The organism is Vibrio kasasachensis (assembly GCF_050337565.1).
GTDB classification, from domain to species: domain Bacteria; phylum Pseudomonadota; class Gammaproteobacteria; order Enterobacterales; family Vibrionaceae; genus Vibrio; species Vibrio kasasachensis.
Genome location: NZ_JAKJTB010000024.1, coordinates 48,135 through 73,550 on the forward strand (window position 1 = coordinate 48,135; position 25,416 = coordinate 73,550).

Here is a 25,416-nt window from a genome sequence, read left to right on the forward strand (position 1 = left end):
CTTATTAGTGCTTGTTGAGAATGTTTAAACAAGATTCTGCGATTTTCCCAGCACTAATTCCGTAAGTTTCTTTTAAGAAATCGAGTGAACCAACTTGTCCGAACTGTTCTTGAACCCCCAGCTTGCAAAAGCTTTTTAGTGTGACACCTGAAGAGAGGAGTGCGCTTGCGGCAGCATCACCTAAGCCGCCAGTTGCATTATGGTTCTCAATTGTGATGATGCGTCCAGTTTTCTCGGCATACTCAACGAGTAAATCAACATCGAGAGGTTTGATGGTATGCATATCAATAACCGCGACTTTATGATCGGTTTTTTCTTCAATGATGCTTGCTGCTTGCATTGCATCATGTACGCAGATGCCAGAAGCGACCAATGTGATTGTCGCTCCGTCTTTCAGCACATTGCCTTTGCCAATTTCAATATCTTGTTCTGATTGATATAAATGAGGCAGATCTTTTCGAGTTGAACGAATATAGTTTACACCTCGGTGGTGATAGGCATACCGCATGGCTGCACGCAGGACGTATTCGTCTGATACATCGACAACCGTTGAGTTAGGTACAAGCCGCATCAGTCCCGTATCTTCGAATGGCATGTGTGTTCCACCGTTTGCGACAGCTGTTACCCCAGCGTCACTACCAAATATATTGAGATGCTGCTGAGCATATCCGCCAGCAAGAAAGACTTGGTCGTAACAGCGGCGTGTTGCAAAACAGCCAAATGAATGCACGAATGGAACCTTATTCACCGCAGACAGACCTGCAGCTACACCGATCATGTTGGCTTCTGCGATACCACACTGGAGGAATTTATTGGGGTGTGCTTCCGCGAACTTACCTGTACTCATACTTCCCATCAAATCGGCTTCCAGCACCATTATTTCATCATGATCATGAGCGAGTTCCATTAGCATTTCAACGTGAATAACTCGAAGTTCTTGGCTCATTTTAACTCCTCAATTGCTCTCTCTAACATAGCGATGTCTGTTTCAATTGCTACGCGAAGATTGTCATCAATGCGCAGGTGATGGTTGGCAGGGATATCAACAACCGTTTTTAATCCTTGTCCTTTTACCGTATCGAGAATAATGGCTGTTGGTTTGTCGGTTGTAGCAAGGGCTTGTTCTATACCACTACAAATTTCGGCGATATTTCCTCCGTCAACCGTCAGTGATTTGAAGCCAAAAGCCGCGAATTTTTGCTGTAGATCGAACGGTTCTTGTATATCAGTCAATGCGCCATCGAGTTGGCGTTTATTGTTATCAACAAATACAACAAGGTTGCTGAGTTTATAGTGAGCAGCGAATTGAACAGCTTCCCAGCATTGACCTTCTTGAAGCTCGCCATCACCTACGATAGTAAATACGTTTGAATTACTACCAACCGCCATGCCAGTTGCACATGATATCCCTTGACCAAGTGAACCTGTGGTCATGTCGACTCCGGGTGTTTTATTCATATCTGCATGACTTGGGAGGTTTGTACCATTCGCATTAATGGTTTGGAGCCAAGAGAGGTCGAAGAAGCCACGTAGCGCCAGTGTTGCATATAGAGCAGGACCGGCATGACCTTTAGAGAGAACAAACAGATCACGATCTGTCATTTTCGGGTTTTGTGGGTCGTGCTTTAGGTAATGACCATATAAGCAAGCGAGAGTTTCCGTTACAGAAAGGCAACCACCAAAATGTCCGTACCCCATGTTTAAAAGTGCCTGAGACATTTCTTTTTTTATCGCTAAATTGAAAGATTCAATTTGGTGTAAGTCGAGTGGTACCTGCATAGCTTGAGTCTGCATATAAACCTCTTATTAAATTCGGCGGGGGAAAGGCGGGTGAGCCGTTAATGCTCACCCAGTTTGTTGCTAGCTGTTTTCTGCGGTGTCGGAAGATTTTTTGCCGAGAAAGTTAGTGCTTAATACAGCCCCAGCCACTATAGCAATACCTATGATGACAGCTTCTTTACCAATCATGGCTAAGTAACCAAGGAAGATACCGGTTACGGCGAAATCAGAATCAGAGAATGTTGTGTTGGCAAAACCAAGGTCGCCAAGTACTGGTAGCAGCCATAGCGTTAGGAATGTTATTACTACTCCGTTGATAAATGATCCAATTGCCGCCCCGCGGCGACCACCAGTAGCATTACCAAATACGCCAGCGGTTGCGCCAGTAAAAAAGTGGGGAACAACACCAGGAAGAATGAGTGTAAGTTCCATTACACCTAAGATCCCCATGCTCACTAAGCCACCAAGGAAACTGCATAGGAAACCGACTAGCACTGCATTTTGTGCGTATGGGAATACGATTGGGCAGTCTAGGGCTGGTTTTGCGTTTGGAACTAATTTTTGTGAAATACCAGTGAAAGCGGGTACGATCTCGGCAAGAATTAGTCGTACCCCCTGCAGGATAACGAACACACCGGCAGCAAACCCGATTGCTGTAAGGATTGCGTAAACAATAGGATTTTGCCCATTACTTAGATTTTCCGTTACAAAATCAAATCCGGCAGCTAATACGAGTACCAAGTAAATAATACCCATTGTTATTGAAATCGAGATCGATGAGTCACGAAGAAAGACTAGATTTTTCGGCAAGTTCATCTCTTCAGTACTCTTTGAGCCTTTGCCAACGAACTGACCAACGAGACCTGATGCGACATAACCAACAGTCGAGAAGTGCCCAAATGCGACGTCATCACTGCCAGTGATCTTGCGCATAAATGGTTGAGCCATCGCAGGGAATAACACCATGACCAGCCCAAGTGTTATCGACCCGAGGACAACAAGCATGACACCGCCAAAGCCTGCCACACTCAAAATAATGGCAACCATACATGCCATATATAATGTGTGATGCCCTGTTAAAAATATGTATTTAAATTTGGAATAGCGAGCAAAGAAAATATTAGCCACCATACCAAAAGCCATGATCAAAGAGGTAGAGGCACCAAAGTCAGCCATTGCTGTTGCATAAATCGCTTCGTTGTTTGGAATAACACCGCGAAGATTGAAACCTTGTTCCATCAATACACCCATAGGTGTAACCGCGGCAACTAAAATTCCAGCACCACCACCAAGAACAATAAAACCTAAAACTGTTTTAATTGAACCTTTAATAATGTCGGAGCTTGATTTTTTTTGAATAGCTAAGCCCAGCAATGCGACTAAGCCAATTAATATTGCAGGTGTACTAAGAATATCAGTAATGAAATGGAGCATAATGAATTCCTTTAGTGATTGTTTAAATAAGCCTCAATTTTTTCTTTCATTGCGGATTTATCTATAATATTTGGAATTGAAATAACATCGCCAGCGTGGATGCTATCTGCGAGATCTTTTGTGCAAATAAAAACATCAGCCATATCAGGAGTAACAGAACCAAGATCTGTGTGCTCAACTTCTGCATCAATACCCAACTCATTCATGACTTCTTTTACTTTCATTTCAATCATGAAAGAAGAACCTAAACCAGTGCTACATACCGCCATAATACGCATAGACTTTTCCTCAATATTTATTGATTATTTCTAAAATTTGCTTATTTTCTGTGGCTTTAATTACTTTCAATACATCGGATTCGTTACAGAAGAACGTAGAAATTGAAGTAATTAGTTCAATGTGTTGATTACTGTCTTTCGCAGCAAGCAGTAGGAGAATTTTTATAGGGTCATTGTCTTCACTGTAAAACTCGACACCGTTACGAACTACAAGAAGAGATAGGGAATGGTTAATAACACCTTGCTCAGGGCGAGCGTGAGGCATTGCGATCATTGGTGCAAGGACATAATAAGGACCAAGTTCCAGCGTTACATTAATAATGGATTCAACATATTCAGGTGTAATGTCACCTGATTTGATTAGAGGCTTACACACCAAGTTAATAGCGGTTTGCCAATCTAAAACGTTATCAACAATTTTGATTCGTTGTTCGCAAAGTAAACTTGAAAGCATATTTGTACCTCAACCAGTAATACAACAAAGCTGTCTATACAGGTTATGCTATAAGAGATATTTGGAAAATAAGGTGACAATGGTCTCAATATTTCGGAACTAACAAAAATTATTCTGTCAATGTTTTTTTGATCACGTATTCGTGGTTATTATTACGTTTAAGTCTGTTGTGAGATCTAAGTGTGGGTTTTATCAATAAATTGGTGGTATACGGTAAGAGGCAGTAGAATTATTTGATGTCTCGTTTATTATCTTGTATGAGTAAAATTAAACGGAAGAGATATATTTTATGCAGTCAATATCAATGTTCTTTGATTTGTAACACTTTCGTACGAGGGTACTGACCATGCATATTTACGGTGATGATATTTCTCTAAGTAACCTGCCTATCTTCACTATAAATTATAGGCAGGTTACTCTTATATTAAATCATTTATAATTCAGTCACTACAGACTCAAATTAAGAGGCTTGCTATGTTGGCTGTGCCCTTTGATATTGCAATCAATAGCAACTTGGTTTTCGCCATGGAAATGCCAAGTTAACTGGCGCGCCTTTTTGGCTTCAACAATGATCGAGTTATTCGTGTCATGTTCCATGCCTACCATTTGGCTCATCATTTTACGGTGTGTCGCTAGCTCTTTTTCTGAGCCAATAGCAAACTCGTGGGCTTGAGTGCCCGTATTCATGATGACGAACTGCACCACATCGTTTGGCTCAATCGTCACGTTTTTTTTAAACTGAATTGGTTTGTTGTCACTCAGAATTACGTGGACAACTTTATCCGCTTTTGCGCCTTTAGCTGGCATGCCAACCGCTGACATTCCCGGCATGCTCATCATGCTGTGATCCATTTTTCCTTTGCCCATTTCAGCGTGTTTCATTTCGCCATGTTTCATGTCGTGATCCATGTTCTGATGGTCCATCTGTTTATGATCCATCCCTTCGTTAGCCGCAAACGCCATACTGGTGGTTAAGCTCAGTGCAATTAGTAGTGTTGTTTTCATCAATATTTCCTTTATTGGGAGTTCATTATTTGAGGCGCGTAAGTTCACGCAGTTTCCATAATTTAAACATGGCGGGTAATACCAGTAGAGTAAGCAGTAGGGCAGATGCCATACCACCAATCATTGGCGCAGCAATGCGCTGCATCACTTCTGAGCCTGTGCCATGTCCGTACATAATTGGAATCAAGCCAATAATCACCGTACTTACTGTCATCATTACTGGGCGCACACGCAGCCCAGCACCTTGGCTAATTGCATCATTGAGATCTTGCTGTGAGAGCAATTGCTGGTTTTGTTTGGTTGATTGCTTGCGTTCATCCCACGCTTGGTTGAGGTAAACCAACATGATTACCCCAATTTCGACTGCGACACCTGCAAGGGCGATAAAGCCAACGCCAACCGCAATTGAGAAGTTGTAACCAAGCCAATGCATTAACCATAAGCCGCCCACCATCGCCAATGGCAGGGTAGACATGATGATCATCACTTCACCCACTCGGCGGAAGCTCAAGTAAAGCAGTAGAACGATAATGGCTAGGGTAATGGGGATCACCATACTTAAACGCTGTTTGGCGCGTTCCATATACTCATATTGTCCTGACCAAGTGAGCGAGTAACCCGCAGGCAGTTGAAGTTGCTCAGCAACCGCTTGTTGTGCTTCCACTACGTACGAGCCAAGGTCGCGGCCTTCTATATCAACAAACACCCAGCCGTTCGGGCGTGCATTTTCGGTCTTGATCATTGGTGGTCCATCTTCGTAGCGAATCTCTGCCACGTCGGCTAACGCAATACGTGCACCATTGGGTGTGACTAGCGGCAGGTTTTGTAACTTCACTACCGAATCACGGTAATCTTGTGGGTAGCGAACATTAATCGGGTAACGCTCTAAGCCTTCGACGGTTTCCCCCACCTTCATACCGCCAACGGCGGTGGCAACAACCTGCTGAATATCTTTGATGTTTAAGCCATAACGCGCAGCTTGGCGGCGTTTTATATCAATCATGACGTAACGACCACCCGCAACACGCTCTGCATACACAGAGGTAGTGCCCGCAATTGGGTTAAGAATCGGTTCAATCTGTGCGCCAATCTGTTCGATTTGCTTCAAATCTGGGCCTGAAATCTTGATCCCGATAGGAGTCTTAATCCCGGTGGCTAACATGTCGATGCGGGTTTTAATTGGCATTACCCATGCGTTGGTTAAACCGGGGAACTGAATCAATTGATCTAATTCTTTGCGTAGTGATTGAGTAGTGACACCTTCTCGCCACTGATCGCGAGGCTTAAGTTGAATGGTGGTTTCAATCATGGTTAATGGTGCAGGGTCGGTGGCGGTTTCTGCACGTCCGATTTTGCCCCAAACGGTTTTAACCTCGGGTACGGTTTTAATTAACTTATTGGTTTGCTGTAGAAGTTCACGTGCTTTACCAATAGAGATGCCTGGGTACGTTGTTGGCATGTACATCAAATCGCCTTCATCCAGTGGCGGAATAAACTCACTGCCCAATTGTTTGGTTGGGTAGTAAGAAGACGCGAGCAATACCAGTGCGAGAGAAATGATGGTTTTAGGGTAACCAAGACTTAGGTTGAGCAATGGGCGATAGATCGCGACCAAACCGCGGTTGATTGGGTTTTTGTGCTCTGGTAAAACGTTGCCACGGATAAAGTAACCCATTAGAACGGGTACCAGTGTTATAGCTAAACCAGCAGAGGCGGCCATGGCGTAAGACTTAGTAAACGCGAGAGGCGAGAACATCTTGCCTTCTTGTCCTTCTAAGGCAAACACAGGCACAAAACTTAACGTAATGATCAACAAAGAGAAGAACAGAGGTGCTCCCACTTCTTCCGCCGCTTTGCCTATCACTTGCCAGCGGTTCTCATCGGTAAGTGGTGTTCGTTCTATATGTTTGTGTACGTTTTCAATCATCACAATGGCGCCATCGACCATGGCTCCAATCGCTATTGCAATACCACCTAATGACATAATGTTGGCGTTGATACCTTGCCAATGCATCACGATAAATGCCGATAGAATGCCTATAGGTAAACTGATCGCGATAACCAGTGAAGAGCGAATGTGGAACAAGAACAGTGCACACACCACCGCGACAACCAAGAACTCTTCAGCCAATTTTTGCCAAAGGTTATCAACGGCTGCGTTAATCAAGGTGGATCGGTCATAGGTGGCGACAATTTCAACACCTTGCGGTAGCCCTTGTTGCAGTTCGGCAAGCTTGGTTTTGACGTTCTCAATTACTTGGCTAGCATTTTCACCAAAACGCATCACAATGACGCCACCAACCGCTTCGCCTTCACCATTAAACTCTGAGATACCACGGCGCATTTGTGGTCCGAGGTTAATATCAGCGACATCGCCTAATAACAGCGGTGTGCCGTTGGCGGTGACTTTCAGCGGGAGCGCGCGCAAGTCATCAATACTGCTTAAGTAACCCGAGGTACGCACCATGTGCTCAGCCTCGGCAACTTCAATTACTGAAGCGCCGGTTTCTTGGTTGCCATCATTAATTGCGCTATTGATTTGTTGCAGTGTTAAGTCATAGGCGCGCAGTCTGGCTGGGTCTATTTGTACTTGGTATTGTTTTACCATGCCGCCAACGGTCGCCACTTCCGATACACCGGCGACGGTTTGCAGTTCGTATTTTAAAAACCAGTCTTGTAAGCTGCGCAGTTCGGCTAGATCGTGCTTGCCAGTTTTGTCTTGCAATACATAACTGTAAACCCAGCCCACTCCTGTGGCGTCTGGTCCTAAGGTAGGTTTTGCCTGTGTAGGTAGGTTAGGTGTAACTTGGCTCAAATACTCTAACACGCGCGAACGTGCCCAGTACATGTCGGTATCATCATTGAAAATGATATAAACGTAAGAGTCACCAAAAAACGAATAGCCACGCACTGTCTCTGCTCCGGGTACCGCGAGCATCGCTGTGGTAAGCGGGTAGGTGACTTGATCTTCCACGACTTGCGGCGCTTGCCCTGGGTAGCTGGTTTTGATGATCACCTGCACATCCGACAGATCAGGAATGGCATCCACAGGGGTGTTTTTTACGCTGTATAGCCCTGCCAATGTCAATAAGATGGAAGCAACCAACACTAAGAAACGGTTGTTGATTGACCAGCGAATAATTGTGTTAATCATTGCTCGCTTCCTTGTGTTTCAATCTGTTTAAGTAACCATTCTCCAGAGTCGTTGACGATTAGAAACCGTACTTTTTGCCCTTCACCAAATGGTGAAAGATCAAAGTTGTCACTCACGGTGAAATTTTGCTCGCCAGCTTGCCATTGCCATTGTGGGATAGCTTGGTGAGAGAAAGTGACCATATTAAAATCCGTCATCAACATAGTGATGGTGCCTTCGACCCACATTTCTTGTTTAACGGCAACAGCCGGTTTGATGTCGGTTATCTCGTAACCACTTTGGTCGGTTTTTACCATCTCAAATTCAATCGAATCGCCTTGTTTTAATGCTTCTATATCAACCTTGTCTGCCACGCTAAAATTCATCATCATGCCTGGCCAATCCCACTGTGCAACTGGCTGGTGGTTGATGGTTAACATACGCTGATCCGCCATAATGTCGTTGATTTGACCAATCGCCCATGCGCGTTCGTTTGTATCTTCAACACCATTGATTCTTGATAGATCGGCGCTTTGGCTTGATTCTGAGTCAAGCATAAATTGTGCAGAGGTGACGATGCGCTCGTCAGGTGCTAGTCCCTGTAATACTTCAATGCGTTCGCCAGCTTCACGACCCACTTCGATACGGGCTGAACGAAATTGGCCATCACCCAGTGCGAGCACCACACGAGCCATCCCTCCCGAGCGGATCACTGCTGATCGAGGAATAGTTAGCACTTTTTCATCGCTGACTGGTTTGAGTGCTATTTTGGCGAACATATTGGGTTTTAACTCACCATTTGGGTTATCGAATTTAAGTCGCACTCGTAATGTACGTGTGGCTGGGTCAAGAATGGGATAAACATAATCAACCTTGCCTTGCCAAGTTTCACCTGGAAGTGCTTCAAGTATCATCTCTGCTTGGCTGCCAGCGCTTACCCAATGGGATTGCCTTTCAAATAGCTCGACATCTACCCACACATGCTCAAGAGGGCCAGCACTAATCACGGTTTGTGCTGGCGAGAGGTAGCCGCCTTCACGAATATTTAGGCTTTCGATAATACCGCTCGCAATAGCTTTTATATCTACTTGTTGCTTTGCTTTTCCTGAGCGGTAGATTTGTTCAATTTGAGCACTATCAACCCCAAGTGAAGCTAGTCGGTCTTTAGCGCCATTAATTAGCGCTTTGCGCCCGGTTCGTTTCGCGTTCAATAGCTCTTGCTGAGCTTTGACTAAATCAGGAGAATAGAAGGTAAACAGTACATCTCCGCGAGCAACTTTTTCACCTACCGAATTGACATTCAGTTGCTCAACCCAACCGCTGGCACGCACGTTGGTCTGCCACAAAGTACTTTCATCAAAAGCGATATAGCCGACGGCATCAATCACAGGTTGTAGCGGTTGTTTTTCTACCAGCGCGGTTTTTACACCAAGGTTGTTTTCTACCGCAGAAGAAATGGTCACTGTACCTTCTATTGGCGAAGCGCCATTTGATTCTTCGGCATAGACGGGGATCAAATCCATCCCCATTGGTGATTTGCCCGGTTTATCACGCTGATAATTTGGGTCCATCGGTGCAACCCAATAGAGCGGCTCATTTAGCGATGAATTGTCTTGAGCGGCGTTACTTTGTGCCATGACGTGAGAGTTTGGCGCTAGCCATTGATTAGCTGCGAAACCTAAAGCACCACCTACCAGCAGGGCAATCGATGCGACTTTGAATGTTTTCATATGTTACTCCTAGCGGCGCGCTGCTGATGTGTTTGAGTTTGGTGTGCTGCTTAGATCACCACCAATTAGACTGGCAATCTGGTTGGTGGTGAGGTTTAGATCTGTCGTTAGGCGTTCCAACTCCAGTTCAATAGCAAGTAAGTTGGTTGAGCTTGTGACAATGTCACTAAAGCTGGCGCTGTTGTTTTGATAACCACGCTCTACTGCGCGCAGTTGGGCTTTTGCTTGTTTGAGTAGCGTGTCGCGGTAGCGTTGAATCCTTTGCTGGGTGTGCTCGCGATCAGAAAGCAACACCGACAATTGAGATTCCATGCGAGAAAGCCAAGCGTCACGTTGAGATTTTGTTGCACCGACTTGGTACTGAGCGGCTTCTAATGCTTTGTCTTGCTTGTTGCCAGTAAACAAAGGGATGTCTAATGTGAGATAGGCGCTGACCATATCAGGCGCAGGCTCTCCGCGCATGTTATTGGCTTCACGGTGGGCATACATCACTTCTACACCAAATTGTGGTGCATAGGCTTCTTCAGCAATGGCGACTTGAGAGTTGGCACTTTGTACTAAGGCATCAATCGATTGAATGATCGGGTGCTGCATTAGTAGGTTGTAGCGCGCTTGTGGCTCTGTTATACCGCTGATTTTCTCTTCCAAAGAGGACCAATTCAGTTGGTTAGTTGCCTCTAGTTGTGGGGATTGTTGTAACCAATCACGGCCAAGCCATTCTGAAAGTTGTGCGCGCAGTTTTTGCTGCATTTGCTGATTAGCAACCAGCTTTTGTTCTAACTGGCTTACTTTCAATTGTGCGCCAATCACATCTTGCGATTCACTGAGACCAAGGGCGTAATTGGTATCAAGGCTTTCAACTAACTGAGCTAACCATTTTTGCTGTTGCTGCAATATGACAAAAGCGTTCTGGTTGTAGCCTAGTTCAAGCCATAGGGTGGTGACAGTCGCGATAACTTCTCGCTCGCGTGCGCTCGCTTGTTTTGCAACCGCTTGAGATTGCTGCAGAGCTTGGTTTGATTGCAGTTCGATAGTGTCACCACGATCAAATTTCTGCATCACGCCTAAAGAGACATTGCTCATTGGGTCTTGATCTAAACGGAAGCTGTCAACGGGTATGCCGCCAAAACCGAACTTGATGGTTGGGTCCATTAAGGTGGCTTTTGCTTGCCCGCTGCTTAATGTCGCTTGTGACTGCGCCATAAGCTGAGCACGGCTAGCATCTTGCTCAAGCGCGATGGCAATGAGTTGGTGTAGTGTTTGCCGAGACGCGTTGCTATTAGTTTGCACGCTCGTATTAGAGCTTATTGCCGAACGTGTATAAGTGTCGCTTTGGTTTTGCGCCAGAGCAGGGGCGGTTAGACCCATAGCCAAAATTAGGCCAAGTGTGATTAAGTTGTGCTGAGTATTCACAATACAATCCATTCATAGCTGATGCGCTTAAACGCAATCAGACGTCATAGTTTGTTAGCCGAGTAAAAGGCGGCTAATGGTTAACAAATGAATAGAAGGTTAGGCACTCGGTGGGCGGTAGAGAGAGCTAGAAACTTTAACTACGTCTCTGGTTGCAGTAATAGGGTAGGAGACTGGACCGCTCATTTGCGCGAGAGGACTTGGGTGATTTAGTAGTGTCGCGATGACGCTAATACAGGTGGTATCGCAACAGTCATGCTGAATGCTGTCATCGCCCGCACAGTCTAAATCGGCAGAGCTTGGCTGCGCGTTCATCATTTGATGGTGCGCTTGCATTGATGCAGATGAAATCATGTCGCTTAGAGTGGCACAGTGTTCCGATGCATTTTGATTTGCTTGTAGCATTTGGATTGGCATTAATGTTTTAGCCGACACCAAATTAGACGCAATCAGCGCCAGAGACGTAAGCAACACTAACCAAATTGTACGCATAGATTGTGCGTGCATATTGATACCAATTCAAAAACAATCACGTAAAGATAAGCCTTTACCCTAGGGTAAGGTCAAGGAAAAAGCCCAACAAAATCAAATTATGGTGGGCTTTTAGATTCAATTGCGCCTCAATAGAGGCGCTGAGCTAACAAATTAATGGGTTAAGTAATGCTTGATAAATTCTGTAGCTTTCACCATGTCATCAATCGCGATGTACTCTTCAGTGGTGTGTACTTTAGCCATACCGGTTGAGATGTTCACCGTGGTTAAGCCAAGTTTGTTGAAATTGTTAGCATCACTACCGCCGCCTGTGGCCTTGGTCTTTGGCTCCGCATTGATTGCGTTGAATGACGCTTTAACTTGTTCAATGTGAGGATGATCATCAGCCAGAACGAAGGCGTTGTAAGCGCGAGTTGAGTTGATTTCCACTTCCGCACCATGTTTATCTGCTGCGGCTTGGAAAGTTTCAATCATATGATTAACTTGCTTAGTTAGCTTCTCATCGTTTAGTGAGCGTGCTTCTGCGATGATCTTAAGTTCAGGCATAACGATGTTAGTAGCATTACCACCTTCGACGATACCGATGTTGGCGGTGGTTTCGTCATCAATACGTAGCAGTTTCATTTGCGTGATGGCATCAGCCGCAACGCTGATGGCGCTAATGCCTTCTTCCGGTGCTAAACCTGCATGTGCAGGGCGACCTTTGATGATTGCAACAATCTTTTGCTGGCCAGGTGCCGCGTTAACGATCGTACCGATTGGACCGCCAGTATCTAACACGATCGCTTTATTTGATTGGATCATCTTCATATCGAAGTGCTCAGAGCCACGTAAGCCGCCTTCTTCATGTACGGTAAACGCCAATTCAATGGTTTTATGCTCAAGGTTTTCAGCTTGAATACAGCGTACTACTTCCATGATCACCGCGATACCTGATTTGTCATCTCCACCTAGAATGGTGTTGCCTTTAGAGCGAATAATGCCATCTTCGATGATTGGCTCAATGCTTTTGCCCGGAGTAACCGTATCCATGTGGCAGCTTAGAACGATGCTGTCTTGGATTTGACCATCAAGGCGCGCATAAATATTAAAACCGTTGGTGTACTGTTCAGGCACGGGCAGTTTGTGCACAGAAAAACCCAGCTCGCCAAGCTGTTCAGCTAGTGTTTCAGCGATTTCTTTTTCAAAGCCTGATTCACTGTCGATTTTAATCAGTTGGCAGAAATGCTCTACCAAACGGTCGCGGTTAATTGGTGTCATTGTTATATCTCACTAGGGAACAGAGGCGGATAACATACCTCTAAGTTCACTTGCCAAACCCTGAGGTAAATCAATTTTCTTACCTAAATTGGCTGGTGGCACGGGAGTTGGTCAATATGTGTTCTCTTTCATGGGTTGAAAGAGCAATTAAGATAAACAGAGTTTAGAAAGTAAATGTAAAATATTTGTTACATTTGGTGTGGTGTTTTTCTGTTTGTTATTCAACTGATTACTAAATTCATCGGATTCAAATTTGGCGATATTTACGCAGGGAATGTGTTTTGAACGTAAGATTATTATCGCTAAAAATTACCCTTATTGCTTGTTATTGCTCATTTTTATATTAGCAGATGTGCTTTTGATATTTGTGACATTAACGGCAGGTAAGGTTATGAATCAATTTTTAAACCCGTTAGGGACTGATGGATTTGAGTTTGTTGAGTATACCGCAGCGGATGAAAACGGCATTGAAGCCCTTAAAACGCTTTTCCAATCATTGGGTTTTGCTGAGGTCGCAAAACACCGCTCTAAACTAGCATGGTTATATCAGCAAGGTGACATCAGCTTTGTGGTTAACGCGCAGCCTCACAGCCAAGCCCAGGCATTCGCTCGCTTACATGGTCCATCGGTTTGTGGTATGGCTTTTCGCGTTGAAAATAGTTCGGTTGCAATGGAGCATGCCCTTGCAAATGGGGCAAAAAAATACGTGACCGAAATAGGACCAATGGAGCTTTCCATTCCCGCTATTTACGGTATTGGTGAAAGCTTGATTTACTTCGTCGACCGCTATGGTGAACAGAGTATTTATGACGTTGATTTCTGCTTTTATCCAGAGGCGAAATCTCTTTGTCAGCAGCAATCGGTCGGCTTGCTCGAACTCGATCATTTAACTCACAACGTAAAACAAGGGCATATGGATATATGGTCTGGATTTTATGAGCGCATCGGCAATTTTCGTGAAATACGCTACTTTGATATTGAGGGAAAATTAACCGGTTTGGTTAGCCGCGCAATGACGGCACCTTGTGGAAAAATCCGTATTCCTATTAATGAGTCGTCAGATGATAAATCGCAAATCGAAGAGTTTATCCGCGAGTATAACGGTGAAGGGATACAGCACATTGCGTTAAGTACCAATGATATATACCAAACGGTTAGAACACTGCGCGAGCGTGGCATGGAGTTTATGCCAACGCCGGATACTTATTATGAAAAGGTTAACCAACGTGTTGAAGGGCACCTAGAAGATTTGGATGAATTGAAAAAACTGCGGATTTTGATTGATGGTGCACCGACGAAAGATGGCATTTTATTGCAAATATTCACTCAGACGGTGATAGGTCCAGTTTTCTTTGAAATCATTCAACGCAAAGGCAATGAAGGCTTTGGAGAAGGCAATTTTAAAGCACTATTTGAATCGATCGAAGAAGATCAGATAAAACGAGGAGTACTCAGGGATGCGTAAAGGGATCACTTATCCTCACCGTGAGGGGATTTGTTCAAAACAAGCTCATGCTGACTTTCCATCAGAAGGGATCTTTGAGCGGGAAGCTGGTCGAGCTGGTTTTTTTGGTCCTGCGGCTCATTTTCATCACCAACACCCCCCAACGGGGTGGAGCGAGTGGCAGGGCGAGTTGAGACCCAGAGCGTTTAACTTTAATCAGGTTAACGATGCCATACAGCAATCACCTTGGGATGTACCACTATTGCTTTCAAACCAGCAATGTAAAATTCGAGTTTGGCAATTACGACACCCGATGCAATTTCTAGCGCGAAATGCCGATGGCGATGATTTGCTTTTTATACATAGAGGTAGTGCTGAACTCTACTGTGATTACGGGCATTTAAGTGTGGTTGAAGGGGATTATGTGTTGATTCCTCGTTCAACTAATTGGCGCTTAGAGCCTCTCCAACCGATGTTTATCTTAATGATTGAGAATAGCGATGGTGCTTACTCTCTGCCGGAAAAGGGAATCGTTGGCCAGCATGCGGTATTTGATCCAGCGGTGCTAGATGTGCCTTCAATTAACAAAGCGTTCAAAGCTCAATACAGTGAAACGACAACGCAAGTAAAAGTAAAACGTCATGGTGACGTTAGCACCATTACTTATCCATTTAATCCACTCGATGCGATTGGTTGGCATGGCGATCTTTCGGTCGTTAGGCTTAATTGGCGTGATATACGACCGTTGATGTCGCACCGTTATCACTTACCACCTTCAGCACATACCACATTTGTTGGTGATGGCTTTGTGGTGTGTACGTTTGTTCCAAGACCGCTTGAGAGTGATCCGGGTGCACTCAAAGTGCCGTTTTATCACAATAATGATGATTATGACGAAGTGCTTTTTTATCACGAAGGTGACTTTTTCAGTCGTGACAACATTGAAGCGGGCATGGTGACTTTTCATCCAGCGGGGTTCAGCCACGGACCGCATCCCAAAGCCTTTGCAGCTGGGTTGGCTCATCAGAAAAAACGCACCGATGAAGTGGCAGTGATGATTGATACACGCCATGCCTTGAATTTTTCACCGCAAGCGAAACAGGTGGAATCTGCCGATTATGTTTACAGTTGGCGAGAAGAAAAGTGAGGGTTCATGAAATTTGCAACATTAAAAAACCAAACAAGAGATGGTCAATTCGTGGTGGTAAATCGAACAATGACTCGTTGTGTCTCTGTGCCCAATATCGCCAATACTTTGCAGCAGGTATTGGATGATTGGCAACGCTGTGCGCCGTTATTGGAAGATATTTATCGTGATCTAAATAGCGGAATAATCGAAGGATTCGTGTTTGACCCAGAGTATTGTGAATCACCGTTTCCTCGCGCCTTCCATTGGGCTGATGGAAGTGCTTATGTTAATCATGTCGAATTGGTGCGCAAAGCTCGTGGGGCAGAAATACCGGAAAGCTTTTGGCGCGAACCTCTTCTCTATCAAGGAGGTTCAGATTCGTTCATTGGTGCCTGTGATGATATTGCTTTTACTAGCCAAGAGTGGGGGATTGATTTTGAAGCAGAAATCGCGGTAGTAACAGACGATGTTGCAATGGGTTGTAGTCAAGATGAAGCCGCTAAAGCTATTCGGCTCTTGATGCTAGTTAATGACGTTTCATTGCGTAGCTTGATTCCAACGGAGCTGGCGAAAGGCTTTGGTTTTTATCAATCGAAGCCATCATCAGTGTTTTCACCAGTGGCGATAACTGTGGATGAATTGGGTGATGCATGGCGTGACAATAAAGTCCATTTGCCATTGCGCAGTTATTTTAACGGGCAAGCATTTGGCTACCCTGATGCGGGGCAGGATATGACGTTTGATTTTAGCCAGTTAATAAAACATGCCGCAAAAACACGCCCTTTATCAGCAGGCACTATAATTGGATCTGGAACGGTCTCAAATAAACAAGGCACAGATTTCGGCACCGCAATCAGTGAAGGTGGTGTGGGCTATTCGTGTATTGCGGAGATCCGCATGATTGAAACCATACGAGATGGCAGCCCAAGCACAGCATTTATGCATTTTGGCGATCACATCAAAATCGAAATGTTGGATGAAAAAGGCGATAGCCTGTTTGGTGCCATAGAACAAAAGGTGGTAGAAAAACGATGAGATTATATGGTTATTGGCGTTCATCTGCTGCGTATCGAGTGAGAATCGCGCTGAATCTAAAGCAAATTCCTTATGAGTACTTTGCCGTTAATCTAGTCAAAGATGGCGGGCATCAGCATAGTGAGGAGTTCCATCGTATCAATGCCAATGAATTGGTACCAGTACTGGTGGATGGTGGGATCGTATTGAGTCAATCACTTGCAATTCTTGACTACCTAGACGAGCAGTACCCTGAACCTTTACTTATTCCATTGCGTGGTGAGGTTCGCTATAAAATTAAAGTACTCGCGCAAGACATCGCTGTTGATATTCACCCGCTCAATAATCTCAGGGTGCAACAATATTTAATTAACCATGCAGATTTTGATAAACAAGATGAATTGGATTGGTTGAGACACTGGATTACGGTCGGATTCAGTGCACTGGACGATAAATTACGCCATACCTCGGGGGTTTACAGTGTTGGCGCTAACGTCTCTTTAGTGGATGTTTGCTTGGTTCCTCAAGTGTATAACGCGTTACGATTTGATGTTGATATTAGCCAGTACCCGACTATTGAGCGGCTATATTATGCACTCAACGAAATCAGTGCTTTCATGCTCGCTGCACCTGAGCACCAACCTGATTCGCCTATAAAAACGCCACCTAGCGATTAGGTTGTTCTACGTGGATAGGACCTTGATATTGGGTAGAGTTGATTAGTTAGCGCATTAATTGCGATTGGCGTTCTCTTTGCTGAATTTCAGCAATGTTGAATTGGCGCACATCCAGTGCTGCAAAGTCATAACACTCTTTGCAAGAGTGGTGAAACAAACCATCAATATAGTCATGTTTGGTCAGCAGGCTGGGTTTTTTACACCAGTCGCAAATACCTTCAATTGTGTACATAGAGCGCTCCTACCGTTATCACAACGGGTTATTATCGGATTACATTATGACACAGATAGTTATTATGAGTTAATTATTTGTTACGAAATTCGAGAGGGAGATCGATTGCCTAGCACTTACTCAGCCTGAGCTGTATGGATTTTATTAACCCCAACCAATTAAATGTAACATTTAGTTAACGATTGTTGGTTGTGCGATCTAGGATGATCTTTAGTGCTTGATTGAGCCGTTTCATTTCTTCATCGCTGCCCTGTAAGTCAGGATGATAGATTTTGCACAGCTGCTTATAGCGCTGTTTAATTTTACTCGTATCGGGGACACGGTTTTCTTCAAAACCAAACATGGCACACGCTGTTGAGAAAGGGTTATTTGGTGACGTTTTGACGTTGTTAACTTGAGTTAATGTGGCTTGATGTTTCTTCAATTGTTGATAGAGAACATCCAACTGCTGTTTTTGTTTTCTCAATGCCTTATCTTGTTTCGCGATTTGAATTTTGAGTTGTTGGCTTTCTGATGTCGTATGATCTGCAATCGCAACAGCGTCTCGCTGTGTTTTTAATTGCGAATGCTGTTTTTTTCTACGCCATAGCCACGCTGAGCTGGCTGCTACGGAAAACATAAATAGAGTTGCGAGAGCCATCTGGGGGAAAGCTGGGAAATAAGACCAATAAGAGTTGGGAGTTTTGGGTTTATTCTCGCTTTGTTGATCATCGAGCTTTTTAATTTGCGCCAGTTGCTTTGCTCGTTGCTCGTTGAACTGAGTTTCTAATAATATCGCATAAGCTTCTTCTGCCGCTGGGTTGGATTCTGCAGCGACTTGGTACCAAAGTTTTGCCTGAGATTGCGCATTAAGTGATTTTTGGTGTTTTTCATATAATTGTCCAAGCTCATACTGGGCTTTATCGTCGCCAGAGATCGCGAGCTTGGTTAGCCAGTAAAAGGCTTTATCAAGATTCGGTTTGGTTAGACCGCCATGAATATATTGCTCAACCAGATCATATTGAGCCGGTTTATATCGATTTACAGCCGCTTGTTCCAACCAATAGAGGGCCTCGGGAGCTGACTTCTCGACAACTTCGCCTTTTAGGTAAGCTTTTGATATTTGATATTGAGCACGCGGATTTTCGAGTTGTGCTTGAGCTAACTGTTCAGTAAACGAGTCAGTAGAAGTGTTAGCTAATGCCAATGAAGAAAAGCAAAGCAATAGAGCGGGGAGGTACTTCATCATATGGCTTTAACTTCCTGTCTAGCTTGAATAGCGCCCACACATAAAAAGCACAGTATCATAGTGTGGGCGATATATCCCCTTCATACTTGAAGTCGCAACGATGTTGGCTGTGTTCGTGCGCCCCAATCACATAGTTCACCTATGCTCAGGGGACTTTCTTACTTGCCTGCAAACCTAACAACTCTCGCTGAACTAAGCATCTTGAAGTAACTTGGGTATAAATGATTATTTCAGAGGTAAGATCTGAATTTCAACTCGGCGATTGCAAGCACGTCCACTGGTTGTGTCGTTCGAACAAAGTGGGAAACGCTCACCATAACCACGAGAAATTGCTCGACCAGGAGCTACACCTTGCTGAACGAGATAGCTACGAACTGACTCAGCACGACGTTCAGAAAGAGTTTGGTTCATCGTGTCATTGCCAGTGCTGTCAGTGTGACCTTCAATCACTAAGCTTGTATCTGGGTATTCAACTAAGATAGTGGCAATCCCGCGTAGAGTGCGGTGAATTGAGGAGTCTAATTGGTACGAGCTTGAATTAAAGCCGATACCATTTTCTAGACGAAGAAGAAGCTGGTTCTCGCCAACACGTTCAACTTGTACACCTGAATCAAGCAATTGCTTACGCAAAGCCGCTTCTTGTTGGTCAAAGTAGTATCCTGCACCACCACCAATTGCAGCACCGCCAGCGGCACCAATTAGCGCGTGATTACGACGTTCTTTTGCGTTGTCACCCGTTGCGAGACCGACAGCAACACCGGCGATAGCGCCAATCAGTGCGCCTGTCGTCGCTGAGTTAGTTTCAGATTCGCCAGTAGTAGCGTTTTGACGTTGTGTTGCTTGGCAGCCTGTTAGAGCGATCGTTAGTGCAAGAGCAATAGTTAGTTTTTTCACGGAAAAGTTCTCCATGTGAAAGTGGGATACATACAGAAAATTGATGGACGTCAATTAACCTGATGACGTTCTTTATGTCAAACTAACGTCACTATATTTGACACAAGATTAACAAGCGCTGAATGAAATGTTCATTTATCCATCAAAAGAACGGGCGAACACACGAAGCCGCAGTATGTATTTAATCTGCGGCTACGAATAATTTGGTTAATTTAGCTTGTTTTACGCAGTAATTTTGGCGCTTGTGCACCATCAATAGGGCGGTTGACAGATAATGTGCGACCTTTTTTTAGACCCACTTCGTAATCATCGGTTAAGTTTTTCATTGCGTCTCTAAGCTGTTGTTTGAAAGTTTCCCGATCGATATTTTTGAACTCTTTATCGATGTAATCTTCGATTTTATTCGACGATTCGTCATCAGGAGCAATGATCGGTAATTTTTCCAGTGCGCCTTCGACCCAACCAGAAATAAATGAGTTTACTCGACGAGTGACTTCTAAAGATGAGGTACCTGTGCCAGCGAAGCTGTTGCGAAACTTGCCTGTATGTTCGTTTAGCTCTCGGTAGACAATATCAAAGGCAAAAGCGGCAAAGATTGCGCGATCGGCCTCGCCAATAAACTCTACTCGTTTTAAGCCTTTATGATTAAGCAATACCGCTTCCACACCAAAGCGTGTGTTGATGCCGCGAATAACGCGCAACAAGGTAGAGCCAATGTTGGATGGTAGGAGATGAGTTGATTGGGTTTTGCCCATCTTGATAAACTCAATGTCATCCTTATCCAAGCCATATTTGAGCATGAGGCTATGCGCCATTTTGATCGCATTAGCAGCTTCATTGACGTTGGCGGAGTTACCAAGTTCGAGACACTTAGCAATCTTTTTAAGGGCTTTTTGTTTATGCATTGATAGCGACAAAACTCGAAAATAATACAGTCGGCTATTTTAACGTGTTCTTGGTGTGCCTCGCAACGTTAGTCGAATAAATAATGGTGAAAGGCTCCGTTATCTTGGAGCCTTTGGTTGGGTTAAAGACCGAGCTCACTGAGTAAATCATCAGCGTCTGTATTGCCTTTTGCCTCGACAGCCTTGTCTTTTTCACGCATTTTTTGCTGCGCTTTTTCCAGAATGTCATCTGGATTTTCATCTTCGTCCATTTCAAATTCTTCAAGCTGGATGAATTCAGTCTTATCCATAGCAAGCTCAAGATAGAAAATATTGTGCCCTTCAGTAGAGAAAGTAACACGACGCGCTTGTGGGCGATCTAGGTTGGTATCAACCGAAAGAATGACTTGTTTGTTTAAAGACAGCATTTTTGGTTGGTTTTGAGTGATGTGGGTTTGCAGTTCTTTACGGATCTTATTGGTAAAGTCACCGACTAGTTGGTTCATCAATTCACCAAGGACATCACCAACTTCATCAGAGGTGTGGGCAATTGCGAGTTCTTCCGCTGGGAAGCCCATGTGGCGCATGTACTTTGTATACAGCTCTAATGCCGCTTTGGCGGTAAAGTTGATGACCACTAAACCTGAAAAACCACCGTCGAATAATACGAAGCAGCCAAAATCGGGTTTAAGACTGGTTTTATTGATTTTCTGCACCATTGCAGAATACGAGACGTTAGAGTCAGTTGCTGAGCTAAGTACGCCAGATACCGACTGACAAAGTTTCAAAAGGATATCTTCTGTTGTTACGATTTTGTTCTTTTTCATTTGCTCGGTTCAACGCTGCTGATTGATTTACCCAACCTTGATTAACATGCCTGTTTTCTTGAGCAGCTTTTACAAAAAATGGCTAATGAGGTCGGTTTAATAGGACTTTGTTAGTAAAGCGATAAAACTTCAAGATAAGTATTCGCGATAATTTCTATTTTGGCACTGTAATTGTGTTTTAATCACGCTTTTAAATGTTGTAAAGTGACGAAATTCAAAAGAATAACAACCCAATGCTGATTGGATCAGTGCTGTAGGGGCAGGAAGCAATGTTACCAAGACTTCATTCTCATCAAGATATCGACCATGTAGTACTCAGTTTTTTAGATGAACTAGAAAGCTCCGGGTTTGGCGGCGATATCGAAACTCAATATTCAAGCCGACTCGCTGTTGCAACAGATAACAGCGTTTATCAACAGTTACCGCAAGCGGTGATTCATCCTCGCACGACCCAAGATGTTGCTTTAATCGGCAGAATCAGTGTGAAACCTATTTATGAGCGAGTCAAGTTCTCACCTCGCGGTGGTGGTACTGGTACTAACGGCCAATCACTGACACAGGGTGTGGTTGTTGATTTATCTCGTCATATGAACCAAGTGCTTGAAATCAATGAGCACGAGGGTTGGGTACGTGTACAAAGTGGCGTGATCAAAGATCAGCTCAATGATGCGGTACGACCTTACGGCTATTTCTTCTCGCCGGATCTCTCTACCAGTAACCGAGCAACGCTCGGTGGCATGATCAATACCGATGCATCTGGTCAAGGTTCCTTGAAGTACGGCAAAACATCCGATCATGTGTTGTCGCTGCAAGCCGTGTTTGCGGATGGTTCAGTGCTAGAGTCAGATTTATCTAATGGCACGCCTGATGAAGATAGTTACGCAGCCAACGCGTTACGTACTACTGAGCGTGTATGTCGTGATAAACGTGCGCAAATCATCGATAAGTTCCCGCCATTAAATCGATTTTTGACCGGTTATGATCTAAAGAATGCCATTGATGAACAAGATGATAGCTTTAACTTAACTCGCGTTTTGTGTGGTGCTGAAGGGTCATTAGCGTTTATTACCGAAGCTAAACTCAATCTGACTAAAATCCCTAAAGCGCGTACGCTAGTTAACGTAAAATACAATAGCTTTGACTCTGCTTTGCGCAACGCTATTTTTATGGTGGAAGCAAAAGCACTGTCGGTTGAAACCGTTGATTCAAAAGTACTCAATCTTGCTAAAGAAGATATTGTTTGGCATACCGTAAGTGACTTGTTGGCTGATGTACCGGGCAAAGATATGCAAGGCATCAACATGGTGGAGTTTGCTGGGCAAGATTGTGCCGAAGTAGAGCAACAAGTTTTGGCTTTGACTGAACGACTCGATCAAATGCTTGCCAGCGAAGAAGCGGGGATTATTGGTTACCAAGTCTGTAGCGAACTCGACAGCATCGGTAAGATCTACAATATGCGCAAAAAAGCAGTGGGTCTTTTAGGTGCAGCGAAAGGTCGCGCCAAACCTGTCGCTTTTGCGGAAGATACCTGTGTACCGCCGGAGAACCTTGCTGACTTTATTGCTGAATTTCGTGAATTGCTAGACCGCAAACAACTTCAATACGGTATGTTTGGTCATGTTGATGCTGGTGTACTTCATGTGCGTCCTGCACTGGATTTGTGTGATCCACACCAAGAACTTTTGATGCATGAAGTTTCGGATGAAGTGGTTAAGCTGGTGGCTAAGTACGGCGGTTTAATGTGGGGTGAGCATGGTAAAGGTTTCCGTTCTGAATATGGACCTGAATTTTTTGGTGAGGAATTATTCAATGAGCTTCGCCGAGTAAAATCAGCCTTTGACCCGCACAATAAGATGAACCCAGGTAAAATCTGTACGCCATTGGACAGTGCTGATGAGTTAGTCAAAGTCACCAGTACTAAGCGTGGATTCTATGATCGTCAGATCGATATTGAGGTTCGTGATAGCTTCAAGCAAGCAATGGAGTGCAATGGTAACGGTTTATGCTTTAATTACGATACCGCGTCGCCTATGTGCCCATCGATGAAAGTGAGTGCCGATCGCCGCCATTCGCCAAAAGGACGAGCTGGACTTGTTCGTGAATGGTTGCGCCAATTGACAGAGCAGGGGATCGACATTCTCGATCTTGAGCAGCAGTCTTTGAAAACGGCATCGGTAAAAAGCTTGTTGGATAGAGTGCGAAATAGCTTCAACAAACGTCATGAATACGATTTTTCTCATGAAGTCTATGAAGCGATGAATGGTTGTTTAGCGTGTAAAGCTTGTGCAAGCCAGTGTCCGATCAAAGTGGATGTGCCAAGTTTTAGAGCGCGCTTTATGAATATCTATTACGGTCGTTATCAACGCCCAGCAAAAGATTATTTAGTTGCCAATATTGAAACCATGTTACCACTTATGGCAAAAGCGCCGACCTTGGTGAACGGTGTGCTTAAGCAAAAGTGGGTGCAAGATCTAACCGTTGCGACAGTTGGCTATGTGGATACTCCGCTTCTTTCAGTGCCGACATTGGCTAAACGCGTCAAACAGCTTAAGCCATTTGATATGCAGACTCTAGCGGCGATGTCGAGTGAAGATAAAGCCAATCATGTATTGATCGTTCAAGATCCTTTTACCAGCTACTACGATGCTGAAGTGGTCGACGATCTTGTCAAGTTGGCGTTTAAACTGGGTAAAACGCCTGTACTGTTGCCATTTAAGCCCAACGGCAAAGCGCAGCATATTAAAGGTTTCTTGGCTCAGTTCGCCAAAAGCGCTAAAACCACGGCGATGTTTTTAGAGCAGGTGGCTAACTTATCGATACCAATGGTGGGCGTCGATCCGGCATTAGTATTGTGTTATCGCGACGAGTACAACGAAATTCTTGGCGATAAACGTGGTGAGTTTGATGTGCTGACAGTGCATGAATGGCTACTACCGAGGCTGAATGAGTTTGATTTGCTCGAAGCCAAAGGTGAGGCTTGGTATTTACTGGCGCACTGCACCGAGAAAACCATGCTACCAAACGCTGAAAATGAGTGGGGTGCGATCTTTACTCATTTTGGCGCTAAGCTAAATACAGTCCCTGTCGGTTGTTGTGGTATGGCGGGTACGTTTGGACATGAAGCCGATAAGTTGCAAATGTCGAAGGACATTTATGAACTGAGTTGGAAACCGCGTTTCGAAGAGTTGCCAACTGATCGTTGCTTGGTAACAGGTTATTCATGTCGTAGCCAAGTTAAACGCTTTGAAAAAGTGAAAACCAAGCACCCACTACAAGCTTTATTAGAGATTATGTAAATGGAGATATTGGAGCGAAAAATCCCACCCGTTGCGCTATTTATTGTTTTTATTGTGGTGATGGTGAAGTTTGATCAATCCTTAGTTAGTTTTGCCGCTGTGCTTCCTTTTCCTTGGTTAGTGTTAGCGGCATCTATACTTGTCTCTGGGGGCGTTGGTCTGGCGGGTGTTAATGAATTTCGCAAAGCCAAAACTACGGTTAACCCAGTTAAAGTGGATAACGCAACTTCAGTGGTGGAGAGTGGTATTTTTGCTCATAGCCGTAACCCAATGTATTTGGCGTTACTAATCTTGCTACTTGGCATTGGGTACTGGCAGCAAAACATCGTATGTTTACTGTTACCAATTGGTTTTGTACTGTATATGAATCGTTTTCAAATACAGCCAGAAGAGCGAGCTTTAGAAGGCTTGTTTGGTGTGCAGTATCTTGATTATAAAAATCGAGTCAGACGCTGGTTATAAAAACATTCGATAGTAAAAAGCCGCAGATTATTGAACTGACCCCCAATAGTTGGACACCAATTATTGGGGGTCTTTTTATGTCCAAATATAGCCGAGAGCTAAAATGTATCATTGCTAAGCAATACTTAGATGGCACGTCATCTCTCTACTTAGCAAAACAATATTCAATTTCTTCAAGACAGATACGGTATTGGGCTCAAGTCTTTGCCATCCATGGTACTGATTCATTTTTACCAACTAAGCATGCTGCTACTGCTCAAACAAAACGAAAAGCATTTAATTTAATGTGGACGAATGAATGGTCTCTCACGCACACTAGCGCAGTATTAAACCTCTCATCCCCTGGGATAC

22 protein-coding genes and 1 pseudogene are annotated in these 25,416 nt (G+C 44.3%); 7 read left to right on the forward strand and 16 right to left on the reverse strand.

What is annotated here, in order from left to right; translation table 11 throughout:
• Positions 1-4: 4 nt before the first annotated feature.
• The 11 genes from L4C38_RS18475 to L4C38_RS18525 all read right to left on the reverse strand — a co-directional run bounded on the left by L4C38_RS18475 (position 5) and on the right by L4C38_RS18525 (position 12,978).
• Positions 5-946, reverse strand: a complete 942-nt coding sequence (locus L4C38_RS18475; RefSeq protein ID WP_428799024.1) for a transketolase family protein — start codon at positions 944-946, stop codon at positions 5-7.
• Positions 943-1,794 (reverse strand): transketolase, encoded by an 852-nt coding sequence (locus tag L4C38_RS18480; RefSeq protein WP_428799025.1) that lies wholly within the window; start codon positions 1,792-1,794, stop codon positions 943-945. The genes L4C38_RS18475 and L4C38_RS18480 overlap by 4 nt, the downstream gene beginning before the upstream one ends.
• Before the next feature lie 66 nt (positions 1,795-1,860).
• Complete coding sequence (gene ulaA / locus L4C38_RS18485; RefSeq protein ID WP_428799026.1) at positions 1,861-3,213, reverse strand: PTS ascorbate transporter subunit IIC; 1,353 nt, start codon at positions 3,211-3,213, stop codon at positions 1,861-1,863.
• Positions 3,214-3,224: 11 nt separating this feature from the next.
• The gene (locus L4C38_RS18490; RefSeq protein WP_428799027.1) at positions 3,225-3,491 is read right to left on the reverse strand and encodes a PTS sugar transporter subunit IIB; all 267 of its coding nucleotides are present in this window, start codon (positions 3,489-3,491) and stop codon (positions 3,225-3,227) included.
• A 10-nt stretch (positions 3,492-3,501) separates the two neighbouring features.
• Positions 3,502-3,945, reverse strand: coding sequence for a PTS sugar transporter subunit IIA (locus L4C38_RS18495; RefSeq protein ID WP_428799028.1), 444 nt, complete (start codon positions 3,943-3,945; stop codon positions 3,502-3,504).
• A gap of 447 nt (positions 3,946-4,392) precedes the next feature.
• Positions 4,393-4,953: a copper-resistant cuproprotein CopI gene (copI, locus tag L4C38_RS18500; protein WP_428799029.1), complete on the reverse strand. Its 561-nt coding sequence runs from the start codon at positions 4,951-4,953 to the stop codon at positions 4,393-4,395.
• A 22-nt stretch (positions 4,954-4,975) separates the two neighbouring features.
• Positions 4,976-8,104, reverse strand: a complete 3,129-nt coding sequence (locus L4C38_RS18505) for an efflux RND transporter permease subunit (RefSeq protein ID WP_428799030.1) — start codon at positions 8,102-8,104, stop codon at positions 4,976-4,978.
• Complete coding sequence (locus L4C38_RS18510) at positions 8,101-9,813, reverse strand: efflux RND transporter periplasmic adaptor subunit (RefSeq protein WP_428799031.1); 1,713 nt, start codon at positions 9,811-9,813, stop codon at positions 8,101-8,103. Before L4C38_RS18510 ends, L4C38_RS18505 begins: the two co-directional genes overlap by 4 nt.
• 9 nt (positions 9,814-9,822) lie before the next feature.
• On the reverse strand, positions 9,823-11,226 hold the full coding sequence (locus L4C38_RS18515; RefSeq protein ID WP_428799032.1) for a TolC family protein: 1,404 nt from the start codon (positions 11,224-11,226) through the stop codon (positions 9,823-9,825).
• A 99-nt stretch (positions 11,227-11,325) separates the two neighbouring features.
• Positions 11,326-11,733, reverse strand: coding sequence for a hypothetical protein (locus L4C38_RS18520; RefSeq protein WP_428799033.1), 408 nt, complete (start codon positions 11,731-11,733; stop codon positions 11,326-11,328).
• 138 nt (positions 11,734-11,871) lie between these two features.
• Positions 11,872-12,978 (reverse strand): M20/M25/M40 family metallo-hydrolase, encoded by a 1,107-nt coding sequence (locus tag L4C38_RS18525; RefSeq protein ID WP_428799034.1) that lies wholly within the window; start codon positions 12,976-12,978, stop codon positions 11,872-11,874.
• Between the two features lie 391 nt (positions 12,979-13,369).
• Between L4C38_RS18525 and hppD the strand changes: the two genes are divergently transcribed.
• Genes hppD through maiA form a run of 4 tightly spaced genes read left to right on the forward strand, consistent with a single transcriptional unit; the run spans position 13,370 to position 17,242 of the window.
• The gene (gene hppD / locus L4C38_RS18530) at positions 13,370-14,443 is read left to right on the forward strand and encodes a 4-hydroxyphenylpyruvate dioxygenase (protein WP_428799035.1); all 1,074 of its coding nucleotides are present in this window, start codon (positions 13,370-13,372) and stop codon (positions 14,441-14,443) included.
• Complete coding sequence (locus tag L4C38_RS18535) at positions 14,436-15,569, forward strand: homogentisate 1,2-dioxygenase (RefSeq protein WP_428799036.1); 1,134 nt, start codon at positions 14,436-14,438, stop codon at positions 15,567-15,569. The genes hppD and L4C38_RS18535 overlap by 8 nt, the downstream gene beginning before the upstream one ends.
• A 6-nt stretch (positions 15,570-15,575) precedes the next feature.
• Entirely contained in the window at positions 15,576-16,586 is a 1,011-nt protein-coding gene (locus L4C38_RS18540; protein ID WP_428799037.1) for a fumarylacetoacetate hydrolase family protein, read from the forward strand.
• Positions 16,583-17,242, forward strand: coding sequence for a maleylacetoacetate isomerase (gene maiA / locus L4C38_RS18545; RefSeq protein ID WP_428799038.1), 660 nt, complete (start codon positions 16,583-16,585; stop codon positions 17,240-17,242). The genes L4C38_RS18540 and maiA overlap by 4 nt, the downstream gene beginning before the upstream one ends.
• Before the next feature lie 46 nt (positions 17,243-17,288).
• On the opposite strand, the gene L4C38_RS18550 is transcribed toward maiA, so the two are convergent.
• From L4C38_RS18550 to L4C38_RS18570, 5 genes are all read right to left on the reverse strand, one after another.
• Positions 17,289-17,474: a hypothetical protein gene (locus L4C38_RS18550; protein ID WP_428799039.1), complete on the reverse strand. Its 186-nt coding sequence runs from the start codon at positions 17,472-17,474 to the stop codon at positions 17,289-17,291.
• A gap of 175 nt (positions 17,475-17,649) precedes the next feature.
• Positions 17,650-18,702, reverse strand: a complete 1,053-nt coding sequence (locus tag L4C38_RS18555; protein WP_428799040.1) for a tetratricopeptide repeat protein — start codon at positions 18,700-18,702, stop codon at positions 17,650-17,652.
• Between the two features lie 225 nt (positions 18,703-18,927).
• On the reverse strand, positions 18,928-19,596 hold the full coding sequence (locus L4C38_RS18560) for a YiaD family glycine zipper/OmpA-like lipoprotein (RefSeq protein WP_428799041.1): 669 nt from the start codon (positions 19,594-19,596) through the stop codon (positions 18,928-18,930).
• 212 nt (positions 19,597-19,808) lie between these two features.
• Positions 19,809-20,501 carry a DUF2786 domain-containing protein gene (locus L4C38_RS18565; RefSeq protein ID WP_428799042.1) on the reverse strand — a complete coding sequence of 231 codons (693 nt, stop codon included), beginning with the start codon at positions 20,499-20,501 and terminating at the stop codon, positions 19,809-19,811.
• Positions 20,502-20,623: 122 nt separating this feature from the next.
• Positions 20,624-21,307, reverse strand: a complete 684-nt coding sequence (locus tag L4C38_RS18570; RefSeq protein ID WP_428799043.1) for a DUF3334 family protein — start codon at positions 21,305-21,307, stop codon at positions 20,624-20,626.
• Positions 21,308-21,576: 269 nt separating this feature from the next.
• On the opposite strand from L4C38_RS18570, the gene ydiJ reads away from it, so the two are divergent.
• The 3 genes and pseudogenes from ydiJ to L4C38_RS18585 all read left to right on the forward strand — a co-directional run.
• A complete protein-coding gene (ydiJ, locus tag L4C38_RS18575; RefSeq protein ID WP_428799044.1) occupies positions 21,577-24,603 on the forward strand; it encodes a D-2-hydroxyglutarate dehydrogenase YdiJ in 3,027 nt (1,008 codons plus the stop codon).
• Positions 24,604-25,065, forward strand: coding sequence for a methyltransferase family protein (locus tag L4C38_RS18580; RefSeq protein WP_428799045.1), 462 nt, complete (start codon positions 24,604-24,606; stop codon positions 25,063-25,065).
• Between the two features lie 77 nt (positions 25,066-25,142).
• Positions 25,143-25,416 (forward strand): annotated as a pseudogene (locus L4C38_RS18585) (helix-turn-helix domain-containing protein); the annotation flags it as partial.

Coding starts and splice junctions, on each gene's coding strand:
- L4C38_RS18475 (WP_428799024.1), bottom strand. CDS start 946: ATGAGCCAAGAACTTCGAGTTATTCACGTTGAAATGCTAATGGAACTC.
- L4C38_RS18480 (WP_428799025.1), bottom strand. CDS start 1,794: ATGCAGACTCAAGCTATGCAGGTACCACTCGACTTACACCAAATTGAA.
- ulaA (WP_428799026.1), bottom strand. CDS start 3,213: ATGCTCCATTTCATTACTGATATTCTTAGTACACCTGCAATATTAATT.
- L4C38_RS18490 (WP_428799027.1), bottom strand. CDS start 3,491: ATGCGTATTATGGCGGTATGTAGCACTGGTTTAGGTTCTTCTTTCATG.
- L4C38_RS18495 (WP_428799028.1), bottom strand. CDS start 3,945: ATGCTTTCAAGTTTACTTTGCGAACAACGAATCAAAATTGTTGATAAC.
- L4C38_RS18505 (WP_428799030.1), bottom strand. CDS start 8,104: ATGATTAACACAATTATTCGCTGGTCAATCAACAACCGTTTCTTAGTG.
- L4C38_RS18510 (WP_428799031.1), bottom strand. CDS start 9,813: ATGAAAACATTCAAAGTCGCATCGATTGCCCTGCTGGTAGGTGGTGCT.
- L4C38_RS18520 (WP_428799033.1), bottom strand. CDS start 11,733: ATGCACGCACAATCTATGCGTACAATTTGGTTAGTGTTGCTTACGTCT.
- L4C38_RS18525 (WP_428799034.1), bottom strand. CDS start 12,978: ATGACACCAATTAACCGCGACCGTTTGGTAGAGCATTTCTGCCAACTG.
- hppD (WP_428799035.1), top strand. CDS start 13,370: ATGAATCAATTTTTAAACCCGTTAGGGACTGATGGATTTGAGTTTGTT.
- L4C38_RS18535 (WP_428799036.1), top strand. CDS start 14,436: ATGCGTAAAGGGATCACTTATCCTCACCGTGAGGGGATTTGTTCAAAA.
- L4C38_RS18540 (WP_428799037.1), top strand. CDS start 15,576: ATGAAATTTGCAACATTAAAAAACCAAACAAGAGATGGTCAATTCGTG.
- maiA (WP_428799038.1), top strand. CDS start 16,583: ATGAGATTATATGGTTATTGGCGTTCATCTGCTGCGTATCGAGTGAGA.
- L4C38_RS18550 (WP_428799039.1), bottom strand. CDS start 17,474: ATGTACACAATTGAAGGTATTTGCGACTGGTGTAAAAAACCCAGCCTG.
- L4C38_RS18555 (WP_428799040.1), bottom strand. CDS start 18,702: ATGATGAAGTACCTCCCCGCTCTATTGCTTTGCTTTTCTTCATTGGCA.
- L4C38_RS18565 (WP_428799042.1), bottom strand. CDS start 20,501: ATGCATAAACAAAAAGCCCTTAAAAAGATTGCTAAGTGTCTCGAACTT.
- L4C38_RS18570 (WP_428799043.1), bottom strand. CDS start 21,307: ATGAAAAAGAACAAAATCGTAACAACAGAAGATATCCTTTTGAAACTT.
- ydiJ (WP_428799044.1), top strand. CDS start 21,577: ATGTTACCAAGACTTCATTCTCATCAAGATATCGACCATGTAGTACTC.
- L4C38_RS18580 (WP_428799045.1), top strand. CDS start 24,604: ATGGAGATATTGGAGCGAAAAATCCCACCCGTTGCGCTATTTATTGTT.